At 67.8% G+C, this 16,193-nt stretch carries 15 protein-coding genes; 11 read left to right on the top strand and 4 right to left on the bottom strand.

What is annotated here, in order from left to right; genetic code table 11:
- Positions 1-40: 40 nt before the first annotated feature.
- Positions 41-829 carry a type III pantothenate kinase gene (locus ACV22Z_RS14475; protein WP_448076987.1) on the bottom strand — a complete coding sequence of 263 codons (789 nt, stop codon included), beginning with the start codon at positions 827-829 and terminating at the stop codon, positions 41-43.
- Positions 826-1,746: a biotin--[acetyl-CoA-carboxylase] ligase gene (locus tag ACV22Z_RS14480; RefSeq protein ID WP_448076988.1), complete on the bottom strand. Its 921-nt coding sequence runs from the start codon at positions 1,744-1,746 to the stop codon at positions 826-828. The genes ACV22Z_RS14475 and ACV22Z_RS14480 overlap by 4 nt, the downstream gene beginning before the upstream one ends.
- 377 nt (positions 1,747-2,123) lie before the next feature.
- On the opposite strand from ACV22Z_RS14480, the gene ACV22Z_RS14485 reads away from it, so the two are divergent.
- Both ACV22Z_RS14485 and ACV22Z_RS14490 read left to right on the top strand, forming a co-directional pair.
- Positions 2,124-2,306: a hypothetical protein gene (locus tag ACV22Z_RS14485; protein ID WP_448076989.1), complete on the top strand. Its 183-nt coding sequence runs from the start codon at positions 2,124-2,126 to the stop codon at positions 2,304-2,306.
- Between the two features lie 107 nt (positions 2,307-2,413).
- Entirely contained in the window at positions 2,414-2,923 is a 510-nt protein-coding gene (locus ACV22Z_RS14490; RefSeq protein ID WP_448076990.1) for a hypothetical protein, read from the top strand.
- A gap of 84 nt (positions 2,924-3,007) precedes the next feature.
- Here the strand turns inward: ACV22Z_RS14490 and ACV22Z_RS14495 are convergent, their stop codons facing one another.
- On the bottom strand, positions 3,008-3,853 hold the full coding sequence (locus ACV22Z_RS14495) for a tetratricopeptide repeat protein (protein WP_448076991.1): 846 nt from the start codon (positions 3,851-3,853) through the stop codon (positions 3,008-3,010).
- Positions 3,854-3,861: 8 nt separating this feature from the next.
- Entirely contained in the window at positions 3,862-5,928 is a 2,067-nt protein-coding gene (locus ACV22Z_RS14500) for a bifunctional 2',3'-cyclic-nucleotide 2'-phosphodiesterase/3'-nucleotidase (protein ID WP_448076992.1), read from the bottom strand.
- Between the two features lie 299 nt (positions 5,929-6,227).
- On the opposite strand from ACV22Z_RS14500, the gene ACV22Z_RS14505 reads away from it, so the two are divergent.
- The 9 genes from ACV22Z_RS14505 (at position 6,228) to ACV22Z_RS14545 (ending at position 16,188) form a co-directional block, all read left to right on the top strand.
- Positions 6,228-7,352, top strand: a complete 1,125-nt coding sequence (locus ACV22Z_RS14505) for an MlaE family ABC transporter permease (protein WP_448076993.1) — start codon at positions 6,228-6,230, stop codon at positions 7,350-7,352.
- The gene (locus ACV22Z_RS14510) at positions 7,349-8,263 is read left to right on the top strand and encodes an ABC transporter ATP-binding protein (protein WP_448076994.1); all 915 of its coding nucleotides are present in this window, start codon (positions 7,349-7,351) and stop codon (positions 8,261-8,263) included. Before ACV22Z_RS14505 ends, ACV22Z_RS14510 begins: the two co-directional genes overlap by 4 nt.
- Before the next feature lie 17 nt (positions 8,264-8,280).
- Positions 8,281-9,210 carry an MlaD family protein gene (locus tag ACV22Z_RS14515; protein ID WP_448076995.1) on the top strand — a complete coding sequence of 310 codons (930 nt, stop codon included), beginning with the start codon at positions 8,281-8,283 and terminating at the stop codon, positions 9,208-9,210.
- Positions 9,211-9,245: 35 nt separating this feature from the next.
- Positions 9,246-9,869 (top strand): ABC-type transport auxiliary lipoprotein family protein, encoded by a 624-nt coding sequence (locus ACV22Z_RS14520; RefSeq protein WP_448076996.1) that lies wholly within the window; start codon positions 9,246-9,248, stop codon positions 9,867-9,869.
- A 19-nt stretch (positions 9,870-9,888) separates the two neighbouring features.
- Positions 9,889-11,052, top strand: a complete 1,164-nt coding sequence (locus ACV22Z_RS14525) for a VanZ family protein (RefSeq protein WP_448076997.1) — start codon at positions 9,889-9,891, stop codon at positions 11,050-11,052.
- A 173-nt stretch (positions 11,053-11,225) separates the two neighbouring features.
- Positions 11,226-11,543 carry a (2Fe-2S) ferredoxin domain-containing protein gene (locus ACV22Z_RS14530; RefSeq protein WP_038711208.1) on the top strand — a complete coding sequence of 106 codons (318 nt, stop codon included), beginning with the start codon at positions 11,226-11,228 and terminating at the stop codon, positions 11,541-11,543.
- A 14-nt stretch (positions 11,544-11,557) separates the two neighbouring features.
- Entirely contained in the window at positions 11,558-12,202 is a 645-nt protein-coding gene (locus ACV22Z_RS14535; protein ID WP_448076998.1) for an alpha/beta hydrolase, read from the top strand.
- A gap of 473 nt (positions 12,203-12,675) precedes the next feature.
- The gene (locus tag ACV22Z_RS14540) at positions 12,676-13,890 is read left to right on the top strand and encodes a DUF6402 family protein (protein WP_448076999.1); all 1,215 of its coding nucleotides are present in this window, start codon (positions 12,676-12,678) and stop codon (positions 13,888-13,890) included.
- 981 nt (positions 13,891-14,871) lie between these two features.
- Complete coding sequence (locus ACV22Z_RS14545) at positions 14,872-16,188, top strand: D-alanyl-D-alanine carboxypeptidase family protein (protein WP_448077000.1); 1,317 nt, start codon at positions 14,872-14,874, stop codon at positions 16,186-16,188.
- Positions 16,189-16,193: the final 5 nt, after the last annotated feature.

Raw genomic sequence — 16,193 nt, forward strand, 5'->3', positions numbered from 1 at the left:
GGCGTGCGGAACGATGGCCGTCCCCGCCGCTTTCACCTTATCAACCGTTCGCGGTAGTCTCGGCGGCGATCAGCGCCAGTCCGGAGAGGATCAGCGCGTCGTGCCGCGTATGCGGCACCGTCAGCGCGCGCGCGACGTCGTCCGCCGCGCCGCCGGCGAGCACGAGCCGCACCGGCGCCTGCCACGCATCGTTCAGGTCGCGCCATGCGCGTTCGATCAGCCCCGCCTGCGCATACAGGCAGCCGGCCGACAGCGAGCGCGGCGTATCGACCTGGAACGGCTCCGCCTGCGCGCCCGCGAGCAGGCCGCTCGCGATGTCGGTCGTCAGCGTCGGCAATTGCGCGGTGTGCGTGCCGAGCGAGCGCATCATCAGCGCCCAGCCGGGCGCGATCAGTCCGCCCGTGAAGCGGCCGTCCGCGCGCAGCGCCTCGAGCGTCGTCGCGGTGCCGAACGTCGCGATCAGCAGGTGCTCGCCCGGAAACGCCGCATGCGCGCCGATCAGGCCCGCCCACCGGTCGCTGCCGAGCTGGCCGGGCGTCGTGTAGCCGTTCGTCACGCCGCACTGGGCGGCGCAGGAGCGGATCGTCGTGCGCGGCAGGCCTGGCCAGTGCGCGTCGAGCAGCGCGTCGAGCCGCGCCGCGACTTCCGTTCCGGCGACGTTCGAGATCCACGCGCCGCGCGGGCGCGGCACGCGCGACCAGTCCGGATTGGCACCGCCGTCGCGCGCGTGGCCGAACGCGCCCGTTTCGACCAGTTCGCGCCGAGCGTCGGCGAGCGCCCACTTGATCCGGCTGTTGCCGGCATCGATCAGCAGCCGCGCTTCGCTCATTGCGCCTCGCGCAGCGACACGTCGCCGGCCGCGATCGCCTGGATCCCGGTGGGCGTGTCGAGCAGCAGCTGGCCTGCCGCGTCGATGCCGGTCGCGATGCCGCGGGCGCGTTCGACGCCTTGCTCGATCAGCACGACTTCGCGCCCGGCATACGCGTGCAACGCGTGCCAGCGCGGCAGGAACGGCGCAAGGCCGTCGGCCGCGAACTGCGCGAGCGCGGGCGTGAGCGCGTTCAGCGCCGCGGCGAGCGTATCGGTGAGGTTGGCCGACGCCCACGCGGACGACAACGCGGCGGGCGGCAGCGCGCCCGCGAGCGTCGCTTCGCGCGCACGCTGCGCGTCGACCTGCGCGGCGACGGCTTCCGCGCCGCGCACGTTGATGCCGAAGCCGATCACGACGGCGGTCGCGTTCGGCGTTGTCCACACGGTTTCGATCAGGATCCCCGCGAGCTTGCCGACGAGGCGCTGCGCGCCGGCGTCGGCGGCCGTCAGCAGCACGTCGTTCGGCCACTTGAGCGCGATGCCGGTGCGGCCGTCGAGCGGCAGCGCCGCGAGCCCTTCGGCGAGCGCGACGCCGATTGCGATGCTCAATCCGCCAAGCGCGTCGACGGGGCGCGGCACGATGCAGCCGACCGAGCACAGCAGCGCGTTGCCCGGCTGCGCAAACCACGGCCGGCCTTGCCGGCCGCGGCCGGCCGTCTGCTCGAACGCGACCCGTACGAGCGGCGCGGGCAGCGCGTTCGCGGTGCGCGGCAGCGCCTTCAGGCGGGCGGCGACGTCGGCGTTGGTCGAGCCGGTCGCGGCGACGATGTCGAGCGGCCACGCGCGCGGCGTGGCGTCCAGGTGCGCGTCGAGACGGCTGCGCGCGATGTGCGCGTCGCCGGTGTCGGGCGTGTCGGAGGAGGTGGGGGCGTTCATGGGGCCTATTGTAGCGACAGGGTGCGGGGATCGTGCTGGCGAAATGCGCGACGCGGCGACCGGCGCTGCCGACCGTTGGGCCGGCACCCGTCGCCGCGTTGGGTCCCGGTCGATGACCGGGCGCCCGCGTATCGCGGCTGCCGGCGCTTGCAGATGGATCGACGGTCGTATGCCGCGCAGGCGTTTGCTTATTCGTCTGTGGAACTCGACACTGTTGCGCACCGGCGCCTTGCCGCTATCTTGATATTCCTGACCGGCGGGACTACGTTCGATGTATCCGCTCTGGCGGCGTGTTCCGACGGGTTTGCCAGCAGCAACGCAGACGAACCGGAGCGCGCCAGCGCGTTCTCGTCGTTGCTGCATCGAGGGAATAGGCGATGAGCAAGCTTCATTCATGTTCGAACCTGTCCAGCCTGTTCGAGCGTTTTCACCGCAAGACGACCCAGATCTCCGAAGCCGTCCGGCCGCCGATGACGCGTGCCTGTCACCGGCTGTCGGAGTCGATCGAGTCGGCGTGGTCGGCGGTTCGCTCCGGGACGTCGCATACGCATCGGCATTGACGCGGCAGCGTGTGTCGCGGTGTCCGGCCGATCGCGATCCGGGCTCGTCCGCATCGACCGCAGGTTGCCGGCGGAAGCAACGGTTGACCGCTTTCAAGGAGGTCGCCATGCAACTTCACATGCATTCGCATCATTACGTGCACCGCATTCCGGACTGGCGCGCAGCCGTGATCGGCGGGGGCGTCGCGGGTGCGGTCATCCTCGTCCTCGAGATCGTCGAGGCGGTCATCCTCGGACAAGGCGCGTGGGCGCCGCTGCGCATGATCGCGGCAATCTACTTCGGAGAGGACGCGCTTGCGCCGTCGGCTACGTTCGAAGTCGGGATCCTGCTCGCGGCGCTGGGCGTGCACATTGCGCTGACGATCGTGTTCGCGCTGATCCTGGCGGTGATCATCGCGCCGTTCAGCCTGGATTCGAGCGTCGGGATGGCGACGCTGGCGGGTGCGGCATTCGGCGTGCTGCTGTACTTCGTCAATTTCTACGCAATGACGCAATTCTTCCCATGGTTCGCCGATGCGCGAGGCTGGGTGAGTGCGCTCGATCACGTCGTGTACGGGCTGATTGCGTCCGACGTCTACCTGCGTCTGGAGCGACGCTCGCTGGACATCGCCGCCTGATGGGCGCTTGCGGCGCCGCCCGACCGCGAGGTCACGGCGGCGTCCGGCCGGAAAATGCGTCGTCCGGCCGAACGCCGCGTCGCGTCACGGCGCGACGACCGGATGCTTCAGCGCGTGCGCGGTCTCGATCCACTGCGCGTGGAATTCATCCGCATCCGGCGTGAGCCCGAGTTCGCCATTCCGATACGCCATCGCGAGCGTCTGCACCGCTTCCGGCAGCTCGTGCTCGGCCGCACGCCGGTATAGCGCGAGTGCGCGCGCGTCGTCGCGCGGCACGCCGTTGCCGTCGCGATACGCGTTCGCGAGCATGAAGTCGGCGGCCGGGATATCGGCGCGCGACGCGGCCTCGAACCAGCGCGCCGCCTGCGCGGGATCGGCGGCGGTGCCGTAGCCGCTGCGGTAGATCAGCCCGACGTAGTACGCGGCAGCCGGATCGCCGTGTTCGGCCGCCGCACCGAGCAGCGTACGGGCGCGCGCATAGTCCTTCGGCTGATCGCCACTGCCGAACAGCAACGCCTTGCCGAGCGCGAGCTGCGCGCGCCGCGCGGCCGGCGCATCCTGCGTGCCGTTTGCCTGCGCGGCGGTTTCGAGCCAGCCGCGCCCTTCGTCGCGCAGCCCCGGCTCGCGCGCGTCGACGAGCGCGATGCCGAGCGCCGCCTGCGCATCGGCGGAACCGGCGCGCGCGAGGTCGCGCAGCTGCGCGAGCGCGTGCGGGTCGGCGACCTGCGTGACCATCGCCTGCCATTCGTCGAGCTGCGCAGCGCTCGGCGCGGGGCCGTCGCTCCGCCACCCTGCCGCCGTGACGACGGCGGCGACGATCGCCGCCGACGCCGCGAGCAGCACGGCGGGCGGCAGCTTCACGCGCAGCAGGCGCCACGCGGCCGGCGCGAAGCCGGACTCGGCGGGCCGCATCGTGCGGATCGGTTGCATCGCGTGCCTCATTGCGTCAGGTCGATTTCGTAGGTCGCGAGATTCTTGCCCGTGCCGTCGTCGGCCGCGACCTGCGTGATGCCGGCGAGGCCTGCCGCCGCCGCGTCGGCGGCGCGGTTCGGCGCGGACGCGAACTGCACGTGCGCGACCGAGCCCGCGAGCTTCGTGAAGCGCCAGCTGCGCTGCGCGCCGTCCACCGCGCGGGTGAGCGCGCCGCGCTTCTTGATGAACGCGATCAGCACGTCGCGGTTCGCGTCCGGCGACGCGAAGATCGTCTTGCTGCCGTCGAGGCCCGGGAAGTTGCCGCCGCCGCTCGCGCGATAGTTGTTGGTCGCGACGATGAACTGCGCGTTCGGATCGAGCGGCGCGCCCTTGTACGTCAGGTTCCGGATCCGGCTGCCGACCGGCTGCGTGACATCGATCTCGTACGCGAGATCGGCCGACGTGAACATGTCGAAGTTGTAGCCGGGGAAGCTGCTGACGAGCGGCTGCACGGTCGCCTTCGTCGGGTCGATCGTGTTGAAGCGCTTCGCGGCCGTCTCGAGCCAGTTCTTCACGTCGGTGCCGCTCACCTTCACCGCGTACACGGTGTTCGGATACAGGTACAGGTCGGCCGCGTTGTTGATCGCGAGCGCACCGGGCGCGACGTCGGTGTAGTCGCTGCCGCCGCCGAAGCCGCTCTTGAACGGCGCGCTGACCGACAGCACCGGCAGCGACGCGTACTGCGGCAGGTTCGCCTGCACGTAGGTCTTCACGTAGTCGGCCTGCGCCTCGTTGACGATCTGGATCGCGCCCGGATCGCCGACGTCCGCGAAATACGAGTTCATCCGGTAGTCGGTCGAGCCGATCGGCGTCTTCACGTAGTCGATCGTCGCCTGGTGCTCGGCCGCGATCGCGGCGGACACCGACGGATCGGCCGCGACGTAGGTCTTGTCGGCGTTCTGGATCGGCCGCGCCTCGACGGTCGTCAGCGACTTGTCGACGCTCCACGTCTTGCCGTCGAACTTCAGGCCGAGCTTGATCACGCCGAGGTGCTTGCCCCAGTAGTTCGCCATCACGGTCGGCACGCCGTTGACGGTGCCCTTGACCTTGTCGACGCCCGGCAGGTTGAACTGCGGCACGGTGCTCGCCGCATCCGGGAACACCTGGTGCGAGTGGCCGATCAGCATCGCGTCGATGCCGGGCACGGTCGACAGCCACCAGCTGCCGTTTTCCATCGTCGGCGAGTACGGCGAGTTGTCGAGGCCGCCGTGCGAGATCGCGACGACGAGATCCGCGCCCTTCGCGCGCATCTCGGGGATGTACTTCTCGGCCGCTTCCTTCAGGCCGGTCGTGTACACCTTGCCGTCGAGCCAGCGCTTGTCCCAGTTCATGATCGCGGGCGGCGTGAAGCCGATGATGCCGATCTTCACCGGCGCGCTGACGGTGCGGCCGTCCGGCATCGTCGCGGCGAGCGTGCGCGTGAGGATCGTGTACGGCGTGAACAGCGGCGCATTCGTCTTCGCGCTGATCACGTTCGCGAGCACCTGCGGGAATGCCGGGCCCGCGCATTTCTTCTGCTGCGCGGGCGCGGGCATCCCGTCGACTTCGAACGTGTTGCCGGTCACCTGCGACAGGTACGGCAGCCCGTAGTTGAATTCGTGGTTGCCGATCCCGCCGCCGTCGAACTTCGCCGCGTTCATTACCTTGTAGATCGCGAGCGTCTGGTCGCAGCCGAGCGGGTTCACGAGCGCCTGGTAGTCCGACAGCGCGGTGCCCTGGATCGTGTCGCCGTTGTCGAGCAGCAGCGTGTTCGGGTACTGCGTGCGCGCCTGCGCGATCAGCGTCGCCACGCGTTCGAAGCCGAGCGACTTGTCCGCCGCGAGCTTGAAATAGTCATACGACAGCACGTTCGTGTGCAGGTCGGTCGTCTCGAGCACGGCGAGGGTCGCCTGCGTGCCGGCGGGGGCTTGCGCCTGCGCCTGCGACGACGGCGGGGCGGTCACGTCGTCGCCGTTGCAGGCGGCGAGGAACGCTAGGCTCGCAAGCGCGGCGGCGGCCGGCGCGCGATGGCGGGGAAACGGGGGGAGACGCATCGGTTGTCCTGTTCGGTGTTCTGGTGTCGTGATTCGTCGTAACTCGTCCTGATTCGCACTGAAGACGGCGCATGCGCCGACGGCCTGATGTGCGGCGCGTGAGAGTATCGAAAGGAAACGTGACGGAGGAATGAAAGGTGGGCGACGGCTTTCCGGAAGGCGGGCGGCAACCCGGTGCCGCCGAATGGTTTGCCGGCAGGGCGGCCGCCTGCCGCTTCGACCCCGGCGGAAATCCTCACGTCGCGGTGGCGGACGGTTCGCTACAATGGCCGTTGTCATTCATTTGCAAACAAGCCGCCTTGGATTTCGACACTCCTCCCGGCCTGTCGGTCGATGCCGGTGGCCAGGGCCCGACCGTGCGCCTGTACGGACAATGGACCGCGCTCGCGCTGGCGCGCAACCGCGGCGCCGTCGCGCGCCGTGTCGCGGGTCTCGCGACCGCGCGCGTGCGCGAATGGGACCTGTCCGGCATCGAACGGCTCGATCACGTCGGCGGCCAGGCGCTGTGGCGCGTGTGGGGCCGCAAGCTGCCGGCCGGCGTCGCGCTCACCGACACGCAGCGCACGATCTTCGAGCGCATCGAGCGGCTCGACAGCCAGCGCGAGGCGCCCGAGCGCGTCGCGCGCGTCGATCCCGTCACGCGCCTCGGGCGCGGGATCTTCACGTTCGCCGAGCACCTGCAGGGCGCCATCGCGATGTTCGGCCGCGTGATCCTCGACGCGCTGTCCGTGCTGCGCCGGCCAAAGACGATGCCGTGGAAGGAAACCTCGGCAAACGTCTACAGCGCGGGCGCGCAGGCGCTGCCGATCACCGCGCTCGTCGCGTTCCTGATCGGCATCGTGCTCAGCTACCTGTCCGCACAGCAGCTGCAGATGTTTGGCGCGAACCGCTACATCGTGAACATCCTCGGCCTGTCGGTGATCCGCGAGCTCGGGCCCGTGCTGTCGGCGATCCTCGTCGCCGGCCGGTCGGGCTCGGCGATCACCGCGCAGATCGGCGTGATGCGCGTGACCGAGGAGCTCGACGCGATGCGCGTGATGGGCATCCCGCACGGGCTGCGGCTGATCCTGCCGCGCGTGCTCGCGCTCGGCGTCGCGATGCCGCTGCTCGTCATGTGGACCAACATCATCGCGCTCACGGGCGGTGCGCTCGCCGCGAAGCTCGCGCTCGGCATCGATTTCAACTTCTTCGTGCGCTCGCTGCCGGGCGTCGTGCCGATCGCGAACCTGTACATCGGGCTCGGCAAGGGTGTCGTGTTCGGCATGCTGATCGCGCTCGTCGCGTGCCATTTCGGCTTCCGCATCAAGGCGAACTCGCAGAGCCTCGGCGAAGGCACGACGACGTCGGTCGTCACGTCGATCACGGTCGTGATCCTCGCGGACGCGGTGTTCGCGATGCTGTTCCAGAACGTGGGGCTGGGATGAATACGACTGCTCAACGAGCCGCCCATGCAGCGGCAACCGATCCGGCGACGAGCGGCGCGCCGTCGCCGGGCGCGCACGCGGCCGACGAACTCGTGATCGAGGTGCGCAACCTGACGAAGCGCTACGGGCGCAACATCATCCACCAGAAGCTCGATTTCGACGTGCGGCGCGGCGAGATCGTGTCGATCGTCGGCGGCTCGGGCTCGGGCAAGACGACGCTCGTGCGGCAGATCCTCGGCCTCGAGCGGCCGACCTCCGGCACGATCAAGGTGTTCGGCGAGGACACGTCGAAGATCGACGCGGCGACCGCGCGGACCATGCGCACCCGTTCGGGAATGCTGTTCCAGCAGGGCGCGCTGTTCTCGTCGATGACGGTGTTCGACAACGTCGCGCAGCCGCTGCGCGAGCTCGGCCGCGTGCCGCCCGACCTGCTGCACGACATCGTGATGCTGAAGCTCGAGATGGTCGGGCTGCCGTGCAAGCATGCGTCGAAGATGCCGGCCGCGCTGTCGGGCGGGATGGTGAAGCGGGTCGGCATCGCGCGCGCGATCGCGCTCGAGCCGGAATTGCTGTTCCTCGACGAGCCGACGGCGGGGCTCGACCCGCAGGCGTCCGAGGAGTTCGTCGACCTGATCGCGACGCTGCACCGCACGCTCGGGCTGACTGTCGTGATGGTGACGCACGATCTCGACACGATGGTCGCGCTGTCGACGCGCGTCGCGGTGCTCGCCGATCGCAAGGTGCTCGTCGCCGCGCCGGTCGAGGAGGCCGCGAACGTCGACCATCCGTTCATCCACGAATATTTTCTGGGGCTGCGCGGACGGCGCGCGCTGCAGGCGCTTCCGCCCGAGCGGCGCGCGAAGTTGCCGCCGGCAGCCCTCGAACCGGCGCCGTCGAGCGTCGAGCTGTAGCCTGAAGGAACCCGCGAATGGAAAACAAATCGCATGCATTCTGGGCCGGCCTGTTCACGATCGCGCTGACGCTCGTGATCGCGGGCGCCGTGTTCTGGTTCAACGTCGACCGCGCCGTGCGCATTCCGTACGACCTGATCGCGCGCACCAACGTGACGGGCCTGTTCCCGGACGCGGCCGTGCGCTTTCGCGGCCTCGACGTCGGCAAGGTGCAGTCGATCGGCTTCGATCGCTCGCATCCGGGCCAGATCCGGATCCGGATCATGGTCGACAAGGACGCGCCGATCACGCAGTCGACGTTCGGCAGCCTCGGCTTCCAGGGCGTGACGGGCATCGCGTTCGTGCAGCTTGACGACACCGGGCGCGACCTGTCGCCGCTGCCGTCGTCGCCGAAGGCGATCGCGCAGATTCCGATGCACCCGAGCCTGTTCGACCAGATCCAGCAGCGCGGCGACGAGCTGCTGCGGCAGTTCGAACTCGCCGCGAAGAGCGCGAACGAGCTGATGTCGCCGGAAATGCGCGAGCAGCTGCGTGCGACGGCGGAGAGCCTGCAGCACGCGGCCGACGGCGCGACGGCGCTGTCGAAGCAGCTCGGGCCGGCGGTCGCGGCGCTGCCGGAGACGATGCACGAGGTGAACCGCACGATGGCGTCGGCGAACACGCTGCTGCAGCCGAACGGCCCGCTCGTCGCGAACCTGGACAAGGCCGGCACCGCGGCCCAGCAGATCGGCGTCGCGCTGAACGAGCTGAACGCGCGCGTGCAGTACGACACGCTGCCGCGCTTCAACGCGCTCGCCGGCAGCGTCGGCGACGCGTCGCGCCAGCTGAAGGACGTTGCCGGTGAACTCGGCCGCAACCCGCGCAGTCTGCTGTTCGGCTCGCCGGGCGCGGCGCCGGGGCCGGGCGAGGCAGGTTTCGTCTGGCCGAACGCCGCGGCCGGCCACTGACCTTCGAAGCGAGATTTCTCATGCAGGAAACCGTCATGTCCCGAATCCTTGCCCACGCGCTGCGCCCGGCCGCGGCCGCGTGTGCGGTGCTGGCGCTCACGCTTGCAGCCGGCTGCGCGAGCGAGCGCGCCGCGCTGTCGAACATCCGCTACGACCTCGGCCCCGCCGCGCCGGTCGCGACCGCCGGCACGGGCCCCGCGCTGAAGGTACTCGACATTGCCGCGCCGGACGCGCTCGATTCGGACAAGTTCGTCTACCGGCTCGCGTACGCGGATGCGCAGCGCACCGCCGTGTATCGCGACAGCCACTGGACCGCACCGCCCGCGCAATTGCTCACGCAGCGACTGCGCGGCGCGCTGTCGTCGCGCGGCACGGTGCTCGAAGGCTCCGACGGCGTGCGTGCGCCGACGCTCAAGATCGACCTGAACGAATTCGAGCAGGTGTTCGACGGCGAGTCGCAAAGCCACGGCGCCGTCACCGCGCGTGCGACGCTCATGCAGGACGGCAAGGTGCTCGGCCAGCGCACGTTCGTCGCGCGCGCGCCGTCGAGCACGCCCGACGCGGCCGGCGGTGCCCGTGCGCTCGCGATGGCGAGCGACGATCTCGTCGCGCAGATTGCCGCGTGGGTCGGCATGCAGGCGTACGCCGGCACGCCGTAATGCGCGTGCCGCGTTCGCGATGAGGGTGCCCGGCCCGCCTCGCGCGTCGGCGCTTGCGAGGCAGGCATTCGGCGCGTATGTGGCGCTCGTCGTCTACGCGTCGCTGTATCCGTTCGAAGGCTGGACTGCGCTCGGCATCGGCCCGTTCGACTATCTGTTCGCACCGATGCAGCGCTACGTGACCGCGTTCGACGTCGTCACGAACGTGCTCGGCTACGTGCCATTCGGCGGCCTCGCGGTGCTTGCGCTGCATCCGCGCTGGCGCGGTGTCGGCGCGACGCTGATCGCCGGCGTGCTCGGCACGCTGCTGTCGGGGTCGATGGAGGCGCTGCAAACCTACTTGCCGACGCGCGTCGCGTCGAATCTCGATCTGGCGGCCAACGCGCTCGGCGCGTTGCTCGGCGCGGCACTCGTCGCGCCGGCGACGGGCGCGCTGCTCGATCGCGGCGCGCTCCGGCGGCTGCGCTTCGCGTGGTTCGAGCCGGACGGCGCGACGCCGCTGCTGCTTGCCGCGCTGTGGCCGTTCGCGATCCTCTTTCCGTCACCGTTCCTGTTCGGCATCGGCGACTGGCCGGCCGAGCTGTGGGAGCGCGCGGACGCGTCGATGCAGGACGCGCTGCTCGCGTGGCTGCCGGCCGCGTGGCAGGTTTCCGCGTGGCCCGAGCGCGTCGACGGCTGGCTGTCCGATTCCGGATGGGAGGCCGTGCTTGGCGCCCTGATGCTGTTCGCCGCACTCGCGATCGCGTCGCTCGCGATGCGGCCGCGCGCGCCGCGCGTGCGGCTGCTGATCGCGCTCGTCGCCGCGACGCTCGTGCTGAAGGCCGGCGCGACCTACATGCAGTCGACCATCGGGCTCGTCATCGTGTGGGCGACGCCCGGCGCGCGGCTCGGCATCGCGCTCGGCTTCGCGGCGGCACTCGTCGCGCTGCGCGCGCCCGAAACGTGGCGGGCGGCACTCGCCGCCGCCGCGCTCGTCGCGGGCGTCGCGCTCGTGAACCTGCTGCCCGTCAATCCGTTCTTCGACTTCACGCTGGCGGGCTGGCGGCAGGGCCGCTACGTGCACTTCAACAGCCTCGCGCGCTGGCTCGCGTGGATCTGGCCCTATGCCGCGCTGATCTGGCTCGGGCTGCGCGTCGAACGCACATGGCTGCCGGCCGCCCCGCCCGGACCGCCGCGCCGCTGACGGGCGGCCGCCGGGTGAGGGGCGGACAGCGGGGCGAGCAGCGGGGCGGGCAGCGGGGTGAGGGGCGGACGGTCTGGCGGGCAACAGCATGCGCCGCTCGCTATAATCGTCCGCACCATTCACCTGCCACCGTCGGCCCGGCATCGTCGCCGGGCCGTTCGCCGTCACCGATCATGGATTCCTACTACCAGCACCACGTCTTCTTCTGCCTGAACCAGCGCGAGCCCGGCGCCGAACGCCCGAGCTGCGCGCAATGCGACGCGCAGGCCATGCAGGAATACGCGAAAAAACGCGTCAAGGAGCTCGGCCTCGCGGGGCCCGGCAAGGTTCGCATCAACAAGGCGGGCTGCCTCGACCGCTGCGAGGAAGGGCCCGTGATGGTCGTCTATCCGGAAGGCACCTGGTACACGTACGTCGACCAGGCCGACATCGACGAGATCGTCGAATCGCACCTGCGCGACGGCAAGGTCGTCGAGCGCCTGAAGATCTGAGCGAGCCGGCCCGAATGAACATCCATACGCAGAAATCGCTGATCGCCGGCCCGGTCGGGCAGATCGAGATCGCCGTCGACGTGCCGGACGCGGTGCGCGAAGGCAGCGCCGCGCCGCGCGGCATCGCGCTCGTCGCGCATCCGCATCCGCTGTTCGGCGGCACGATGGACAACAAGGTCGCGCAGACGCTCGCGCGAACGCTCGTGCAGCTCAACTACGTCGTCTACCGGTCGAACTTCCGTGGCGTCGGCGCAACCGAAGGCGTGCACGACAACGGCACGGGCGAGGCCGACGACCTGCTTGCGGTGCTCGCGCACATGCGCGCGCAGCCCGGCTATGCGGACTTGCCGCTCGTGCTGGCCGGCTTCTCGTTCGGCACCTTCGTGCTGTCGCATGTCGCGAAGCGGCTGCGCGACGCGGGCGCGGCGATCGAGCGGATGGTGTTCGTCGGCACGGCCGCGAGCCGCTGGCAGGTCGCCGACGTGCCGGAGAATACGCTCGTGATCCACGGCGAGACCGACGACACGGTGCCGATCGCGTCCGTCTACGACTGGGCGCGGCCGCAGGAGCTGCCGGTGGTCGTGATCCCCGGCGCCGAGCACTTCTTCCATCGCAAGCTGCATGTGCTGAAGCGCGTCGTCGTCGACGCGTGGCGGTAGACGGTATAGCGACTTGCATTTGAAACAGCCCCGTACTTGCAAGCGACGTTGTTTCCTGCTCGAAGTAACTGCAACTAATCGAAGCCACGTGCTCGGATTATCTGAAACCGTGCGCGCATTCTATTTTCGCGTGTTGACATTGGTTTGCAGTTTTCTTTCGCGAGTACGTTGCATTTCAGGGAAGCACTGATTAAAGGCTGAATTCCGGGGGCGAGCACACCCCGACGAGGGCTTGCGGGCAGCGCGACTGGTTAAGTCAGTGTTTCCGAAGGTCGAAATGCGGGTCGTCGGTCGAGGCTGTGCGTAGCCAATCAACACATGCTCCCCAATTTATCTGGCGAAAATCCAGTACAGTCGGCGGTCGAAAGATGGGAACCGATTCCGGGCGCCTTTCATGGGTTTCGCGCAGATCCCGATCAGGTCCCGGGGTGTCCATCAAACCAGCATTTATTATGCGTGTAGGACACCGATTTATGGATCTGTCGTATTACAAAATCAATAAGCTGTTGTGGCGCTGGAGCAAGACAGATGGCGCGCGCATCGTGCATGAGGTTGGTTTGTCGATGGACCAGGCACCGCCTGCGCTCCCCGCTTCACCCGCGCCTGTAGCGAAGGCCGTGCCAGCCCAGAAGCCGCCAAAGCCTGACCCGATGGTCAAGATGGTGGATGACATATCGAGGGCCGTAGACGCTTTTTCCCGCTTCAAAACCTGGCTGAACACGCCCGATCCGCCCAAGCCGGCCAAAGCACCTGCGCCAACGAAGCCTGAAAAGACGGTGCCACCGTTCGACATTCAGGAAATCCCCGGCGCGATGCGCAAGGAGATGATGCCGATTGGGGCCAAGCTGATGGAGCGATGGTTTGCCGGAAAGCTCAATTATTCTCCAACGGACGCGGAGGAAGCGGCGGAAATTAATCAAGACGGCAGGCCGTACCCACCTGAGATGTACGACACCAAGACCATCAAGCTTGATTGGGTGCTCAGTTTTGCCCGTGCGAAGAAGAAATACGATTATCTGATAAATGAGGCCATTCGCTCGTCGGCGGCCAAGGAGGTGCTTAAAGGGAAGCTTGTACCCTACAAGGAGCGATTGACCCTGCTGGATTCCGCGGATATGTGCGGTGACGATATCGCGACCCTGCATCGTCACTTTCAGTTTCAACTGACATCGGTCGATGGCTCGTTCGGGCAGAAAATCGACCTTCTCTTGCACACTTTGGCAAGGGGTGGTGTGCCCGATGATCTCAGCAGCGCGCTTGGCTCATTCAATTTCTACGCGGCTCTCGGGCACGCCCGCTTTCACTGGGATGCTGGGTCCAGGAGAACAAGAGCCGAGGTAAGGGGCATCTGGGTATATGTGAAAGACAACTACACCTTCACTGACAGGCAGGGTGATCGGTCGCAGTATCTGGGACACTGGAACAGCGACGGCGTGATTGTCATCCCGCTCGACGCAGTTGCCGCGACCTCTCCGTATATTCCTTACATCGAATCTCCGGTTAACCTTCCGTACATCAACGCCTCGGTCACCCTTGGCAATCCGGTCATCAAGGGTAACCTCAATCATCCCGTCCACAACAGCGATTTTCGACAGTGGGCAATTAAGCACCACCGAGGCGGTGACTTCGTCATTTATTCCGATCGCCGTTATGTTCCGGTTGTACCGTCCATCACGATTTACCTATGAAACGGTCATTAAAGCGGATCGCGTTATTTGTCGCGGCTATTGGCGTGCTTTCCTTCTGCCTCGTCGATCGCACTCCACACGGTACAGAGTGCCGGAAATCAGTGTCCCCAGATGGTCTTTACACAGCTGAACGTTGCTTACTTCGGCGGGTTCCTGGAGGAAATTCAGAATACGTCGGGCGGATCTTCAATGGAAAAGGTGGCAAAAAGCTCGCACAGCGCACGTTCAGCGCACCTGTTGCAGTTTTTATATGGTCTGACGGCGTGTGTTCTTCCGACTCGCCAGGGGGACCTGAGAAGTGCACTGGTCCGGGTATCCTGTTTTCCAGCGGGGATCCTAGTCAAGGCAATTCCAAAATTCCGCTACCACCATCTTGGTGGGACAAGGTTCTGGCAGCGCGTGTGCGCCTATGAAAGCATTCACCACGGCTTACCGGTTTGTCAGTCAGGTTGGGCTGCAAATGGGCACCTCTGCCGGGTTGTCGAGCCGAGCGGATTCAGTTGCAGATAATTCAGGCACGCGCATGCCGTCAGCTGCAGCTATTGCGAGCAAGAGATCACGTCAATTGCAAGCACGACCGATTTCCATTGTAAGTCGCTACAGCTAGGCGCTGCGCGCCGACTTGCACACCGCCTGCGCGCGCCTTTCGCACGGCTTCGATCGTCGGTCCGCGCGGCGCGGCCGCGCTATGCTCTCGGAGCCGCTGTGCGGCGGTCCGGCGCCCGGTTCGCGAAAACGCCATTCGCGGCCACGTATAATGGCCGCATTTCGCGTCGCCCGCGGCCCGGCCGGGCCCATGCGGCGCTCGGTTGGCCGTTCGCGCGCATGCGCCGCGGGCCGCGAACCGAACGCGTCCGCACGAGTCCAACCGGCGCGTTTCGCATCGCCTGACGCTCAGGCGCATGGCCGGAACGCCCGCCGCCTTGCCATTCAACCGTGCGCGTTCCGCGCCGTACTTTCTGCCATCAGCCTGAATCGATCATGCGTTTGTCCTCCCAAGGCCTCAAGTCCCTCGCTTCTTCCATCACCTTCGGCACCGCCGCGCGCAACGTCGCGCTCGGCGTGATGCTGCCCGTCGCGCTCGCGTCGACGATCGTCGTCGCCGAGGCGAAGCCGGCCGCGAAGGCCAAGGCCGCGCATGCCGCGCCGGCCGCCGCCGAGCAGTTCACCGGCGCGCCCGCGACCTTCATGCCGGGCGCGGTGCCGCCGCCGGGCGTCAATGCGCGCTCGTGGGTGCTCGTCGACGCGACGAGCAACACCGTGCTCGCGTCGGGCAATGCGGACGAGCGAGTCGAGCCGGCGTCGCTGACGAAGCTGATGACGGCCTACCTCGTGTTCGAGGCGCTCGACAAGAAGAAGATCTCGATGGATCAGATCGTCACGCCGAGCGTCGCGGTGCGCCGCGTCGGCCGCGACGAGTCGCGGATGTTCATCGAGGCCGAGAAGCCGGTGTCGGTGCACGACCTCGTCTACGGGATGATCATCCAGTCGGGCAACGACGCGGCGATCGCGCTGGCCGAGCTGGTTGGCGGCAGCGAAGGGCAGTTCGTCAACATGATGAACGCCGAGGTGCAGCGCCTCGGCATGAAGGGCACGCACTTCGCCGACGTGAACGGCATGCCCGACCCGAACCACTACACGACGGCCGGCGATCTCGCGACGCTGTCCGCGCACCTGATCCGCGATTATCCGCAGTACTACAGCATCTTCTCGGAGAAGGAATTCAAGTACAACAACATCAAGCAGCCGAACCGCAACCGTCTGCTGTGGCTCGACCCGAGCGTCGACGGCCTGAAGACGGGCCACACGCAGGCGGCGGGCTTCTGCCTGATCTCGTCGGCGAAGCGTGCGATGCCGGGCACCGCGGACGCGCCGCGCCGTCTCGTGTCGGTGATGATGGGCGAGACGAAGGAAAGCGACCGCGTGCAGGACAGCATGAAGATGCTGAACTACGGCTACAGCGCGTTCGACGCGGTGCGCCTGTTCAAGGGCGGCCAGGCGATGTCGACGCCGCGCATCTACAAGGGCAAGGAGAACACCGTGCAGATCGGCGTGCAGGCCGACCAGTGGGTGACCGTGCCGCGCGGCCTCGGCGACAAGGTGAAGCCGGAAGTCGAAGTGAACGCGCCGCTGATCGCGCCGCTCGCGCAAGGCCAGCAGGTCGGCACCGTGAAGCTCGTCGCGGACGGCAAGACGATGTCGCAGTTCCCGGTCGTCGCGCTGCAGGCGGTGCCGGAAGCGGGTATCTTCGGCCGTATCTGGGATTCGATCCTGCTGATGTTCAGCAAGAAGAAGTAAGCGGG

The organism is Burkholderia sp. PU8-34, assembly GCF_053427725.1.

Excerpts from the sequence above, each read along its gene's own strand:
- ACV22Z_RS14475 (WP_448076987.1), bottom strand. The coding sequence starts at position 829 with ATGAGCGAAGCGCGGCTGCTGATCGATGCCGGCAACAGCCGGATCAAG.
- ACV22Z_RS14480 (WP_448076988.1), bottom strand. The coding sequence starts at position 1,746 with ATGAACGCCCCCACCTCCTCCGACACGCCCGACACCGGCGACGCGCAC.
- ACV22Z_RS14485 (WP_448076989.1), top strand. The coding sequence starts at position 2,124 with ATGAGCAAGCTTCATTCATGTTCGAACCTGTCCAGCCTGTTCGAGCGT.
- ACV22Z_RS14490 (WP_448076990.1), top strand. The coding sequence starts at position 2,414 with ATGCAACTTCACATGCATTCGCATCATTACGTGCACCGCATTCCGGAC.
- ACV22Z_RS14495 (WP_448076991.1), bottom strand. The coding sequence starts at position 3,853 with ATGCAACCGATCCGCACGATGCGGCCCGCCGAGTCCGGCTTCGCGCCG.
- ACV22Z_RS14500 (WP_448076992.1), bottom strand. The coding sequence starts at position 5,928 with ATGCGTCTCCCCCCGTTTCCCCGCCATCGCGCGCCGGCCGCCGCCGCG.
- ACV22Z_RS14510 (WP_448076994.1), top strand. The coding sequence starts at position 7,349 with ATGAATACGACTGCTCAACGAGCCGCCCATGCAGCGGCAACCGATCCG.
- ACV22Z_RS14515 (WP_448076995.1), top strand. The coding sequence starts at position 8,281 with ATGGAAAACAAATCGCATGCATTCTGGGCCGGCCTGTTCACGATCGCG.
- ACV22Z_RS14520 (WP_448076996.1), top strand. The coding sequence starts at position 9,246 with ATGTCCCGAATCCTTGCCCACGCGCTGCGCCCGGCCGCGGCCGCGTGT.
- ACV22Z_RS14525 (WP_448076997.1), top strand. The coding sequence starts at position 9,889 with ATGAGGGTGCCCGGCCCGCCTCGCGCGTCGGCGCTTGCGAGGCAGGCA.
- ACV22Z_RS14530 (WP_038711208.1), top strand. The coding sequence starts at position 11,226 with ATGGATTCCTACTACCAGCACCACGTCTTCTTCTGCCTGAACCAGCGC.
- ACV22Z_RS14535 (WP_448076998.1), top strand. The coding sequence starts at position 11,558 with ATGAACATCCATACGCAGAAATCGCTGATCGCCGGCCCGGTCGGGCAG.
- ACV22Z_RS14540 (WP_448076999.1), top strand. The coding sequence starts at position 12,676 with ATGGATCTGTCGTATTACAAAATCAATAAGCTGTTGTGGCGCTGGAGC.
- ACV22Z_RS14545 (WP_448077000.1), top strand. The coding sequence starts at position 14,872 with ATGCGTTTGTCCTCCCAAGGCCTCAAGTCCCTCGCTTCTTCCATCACC.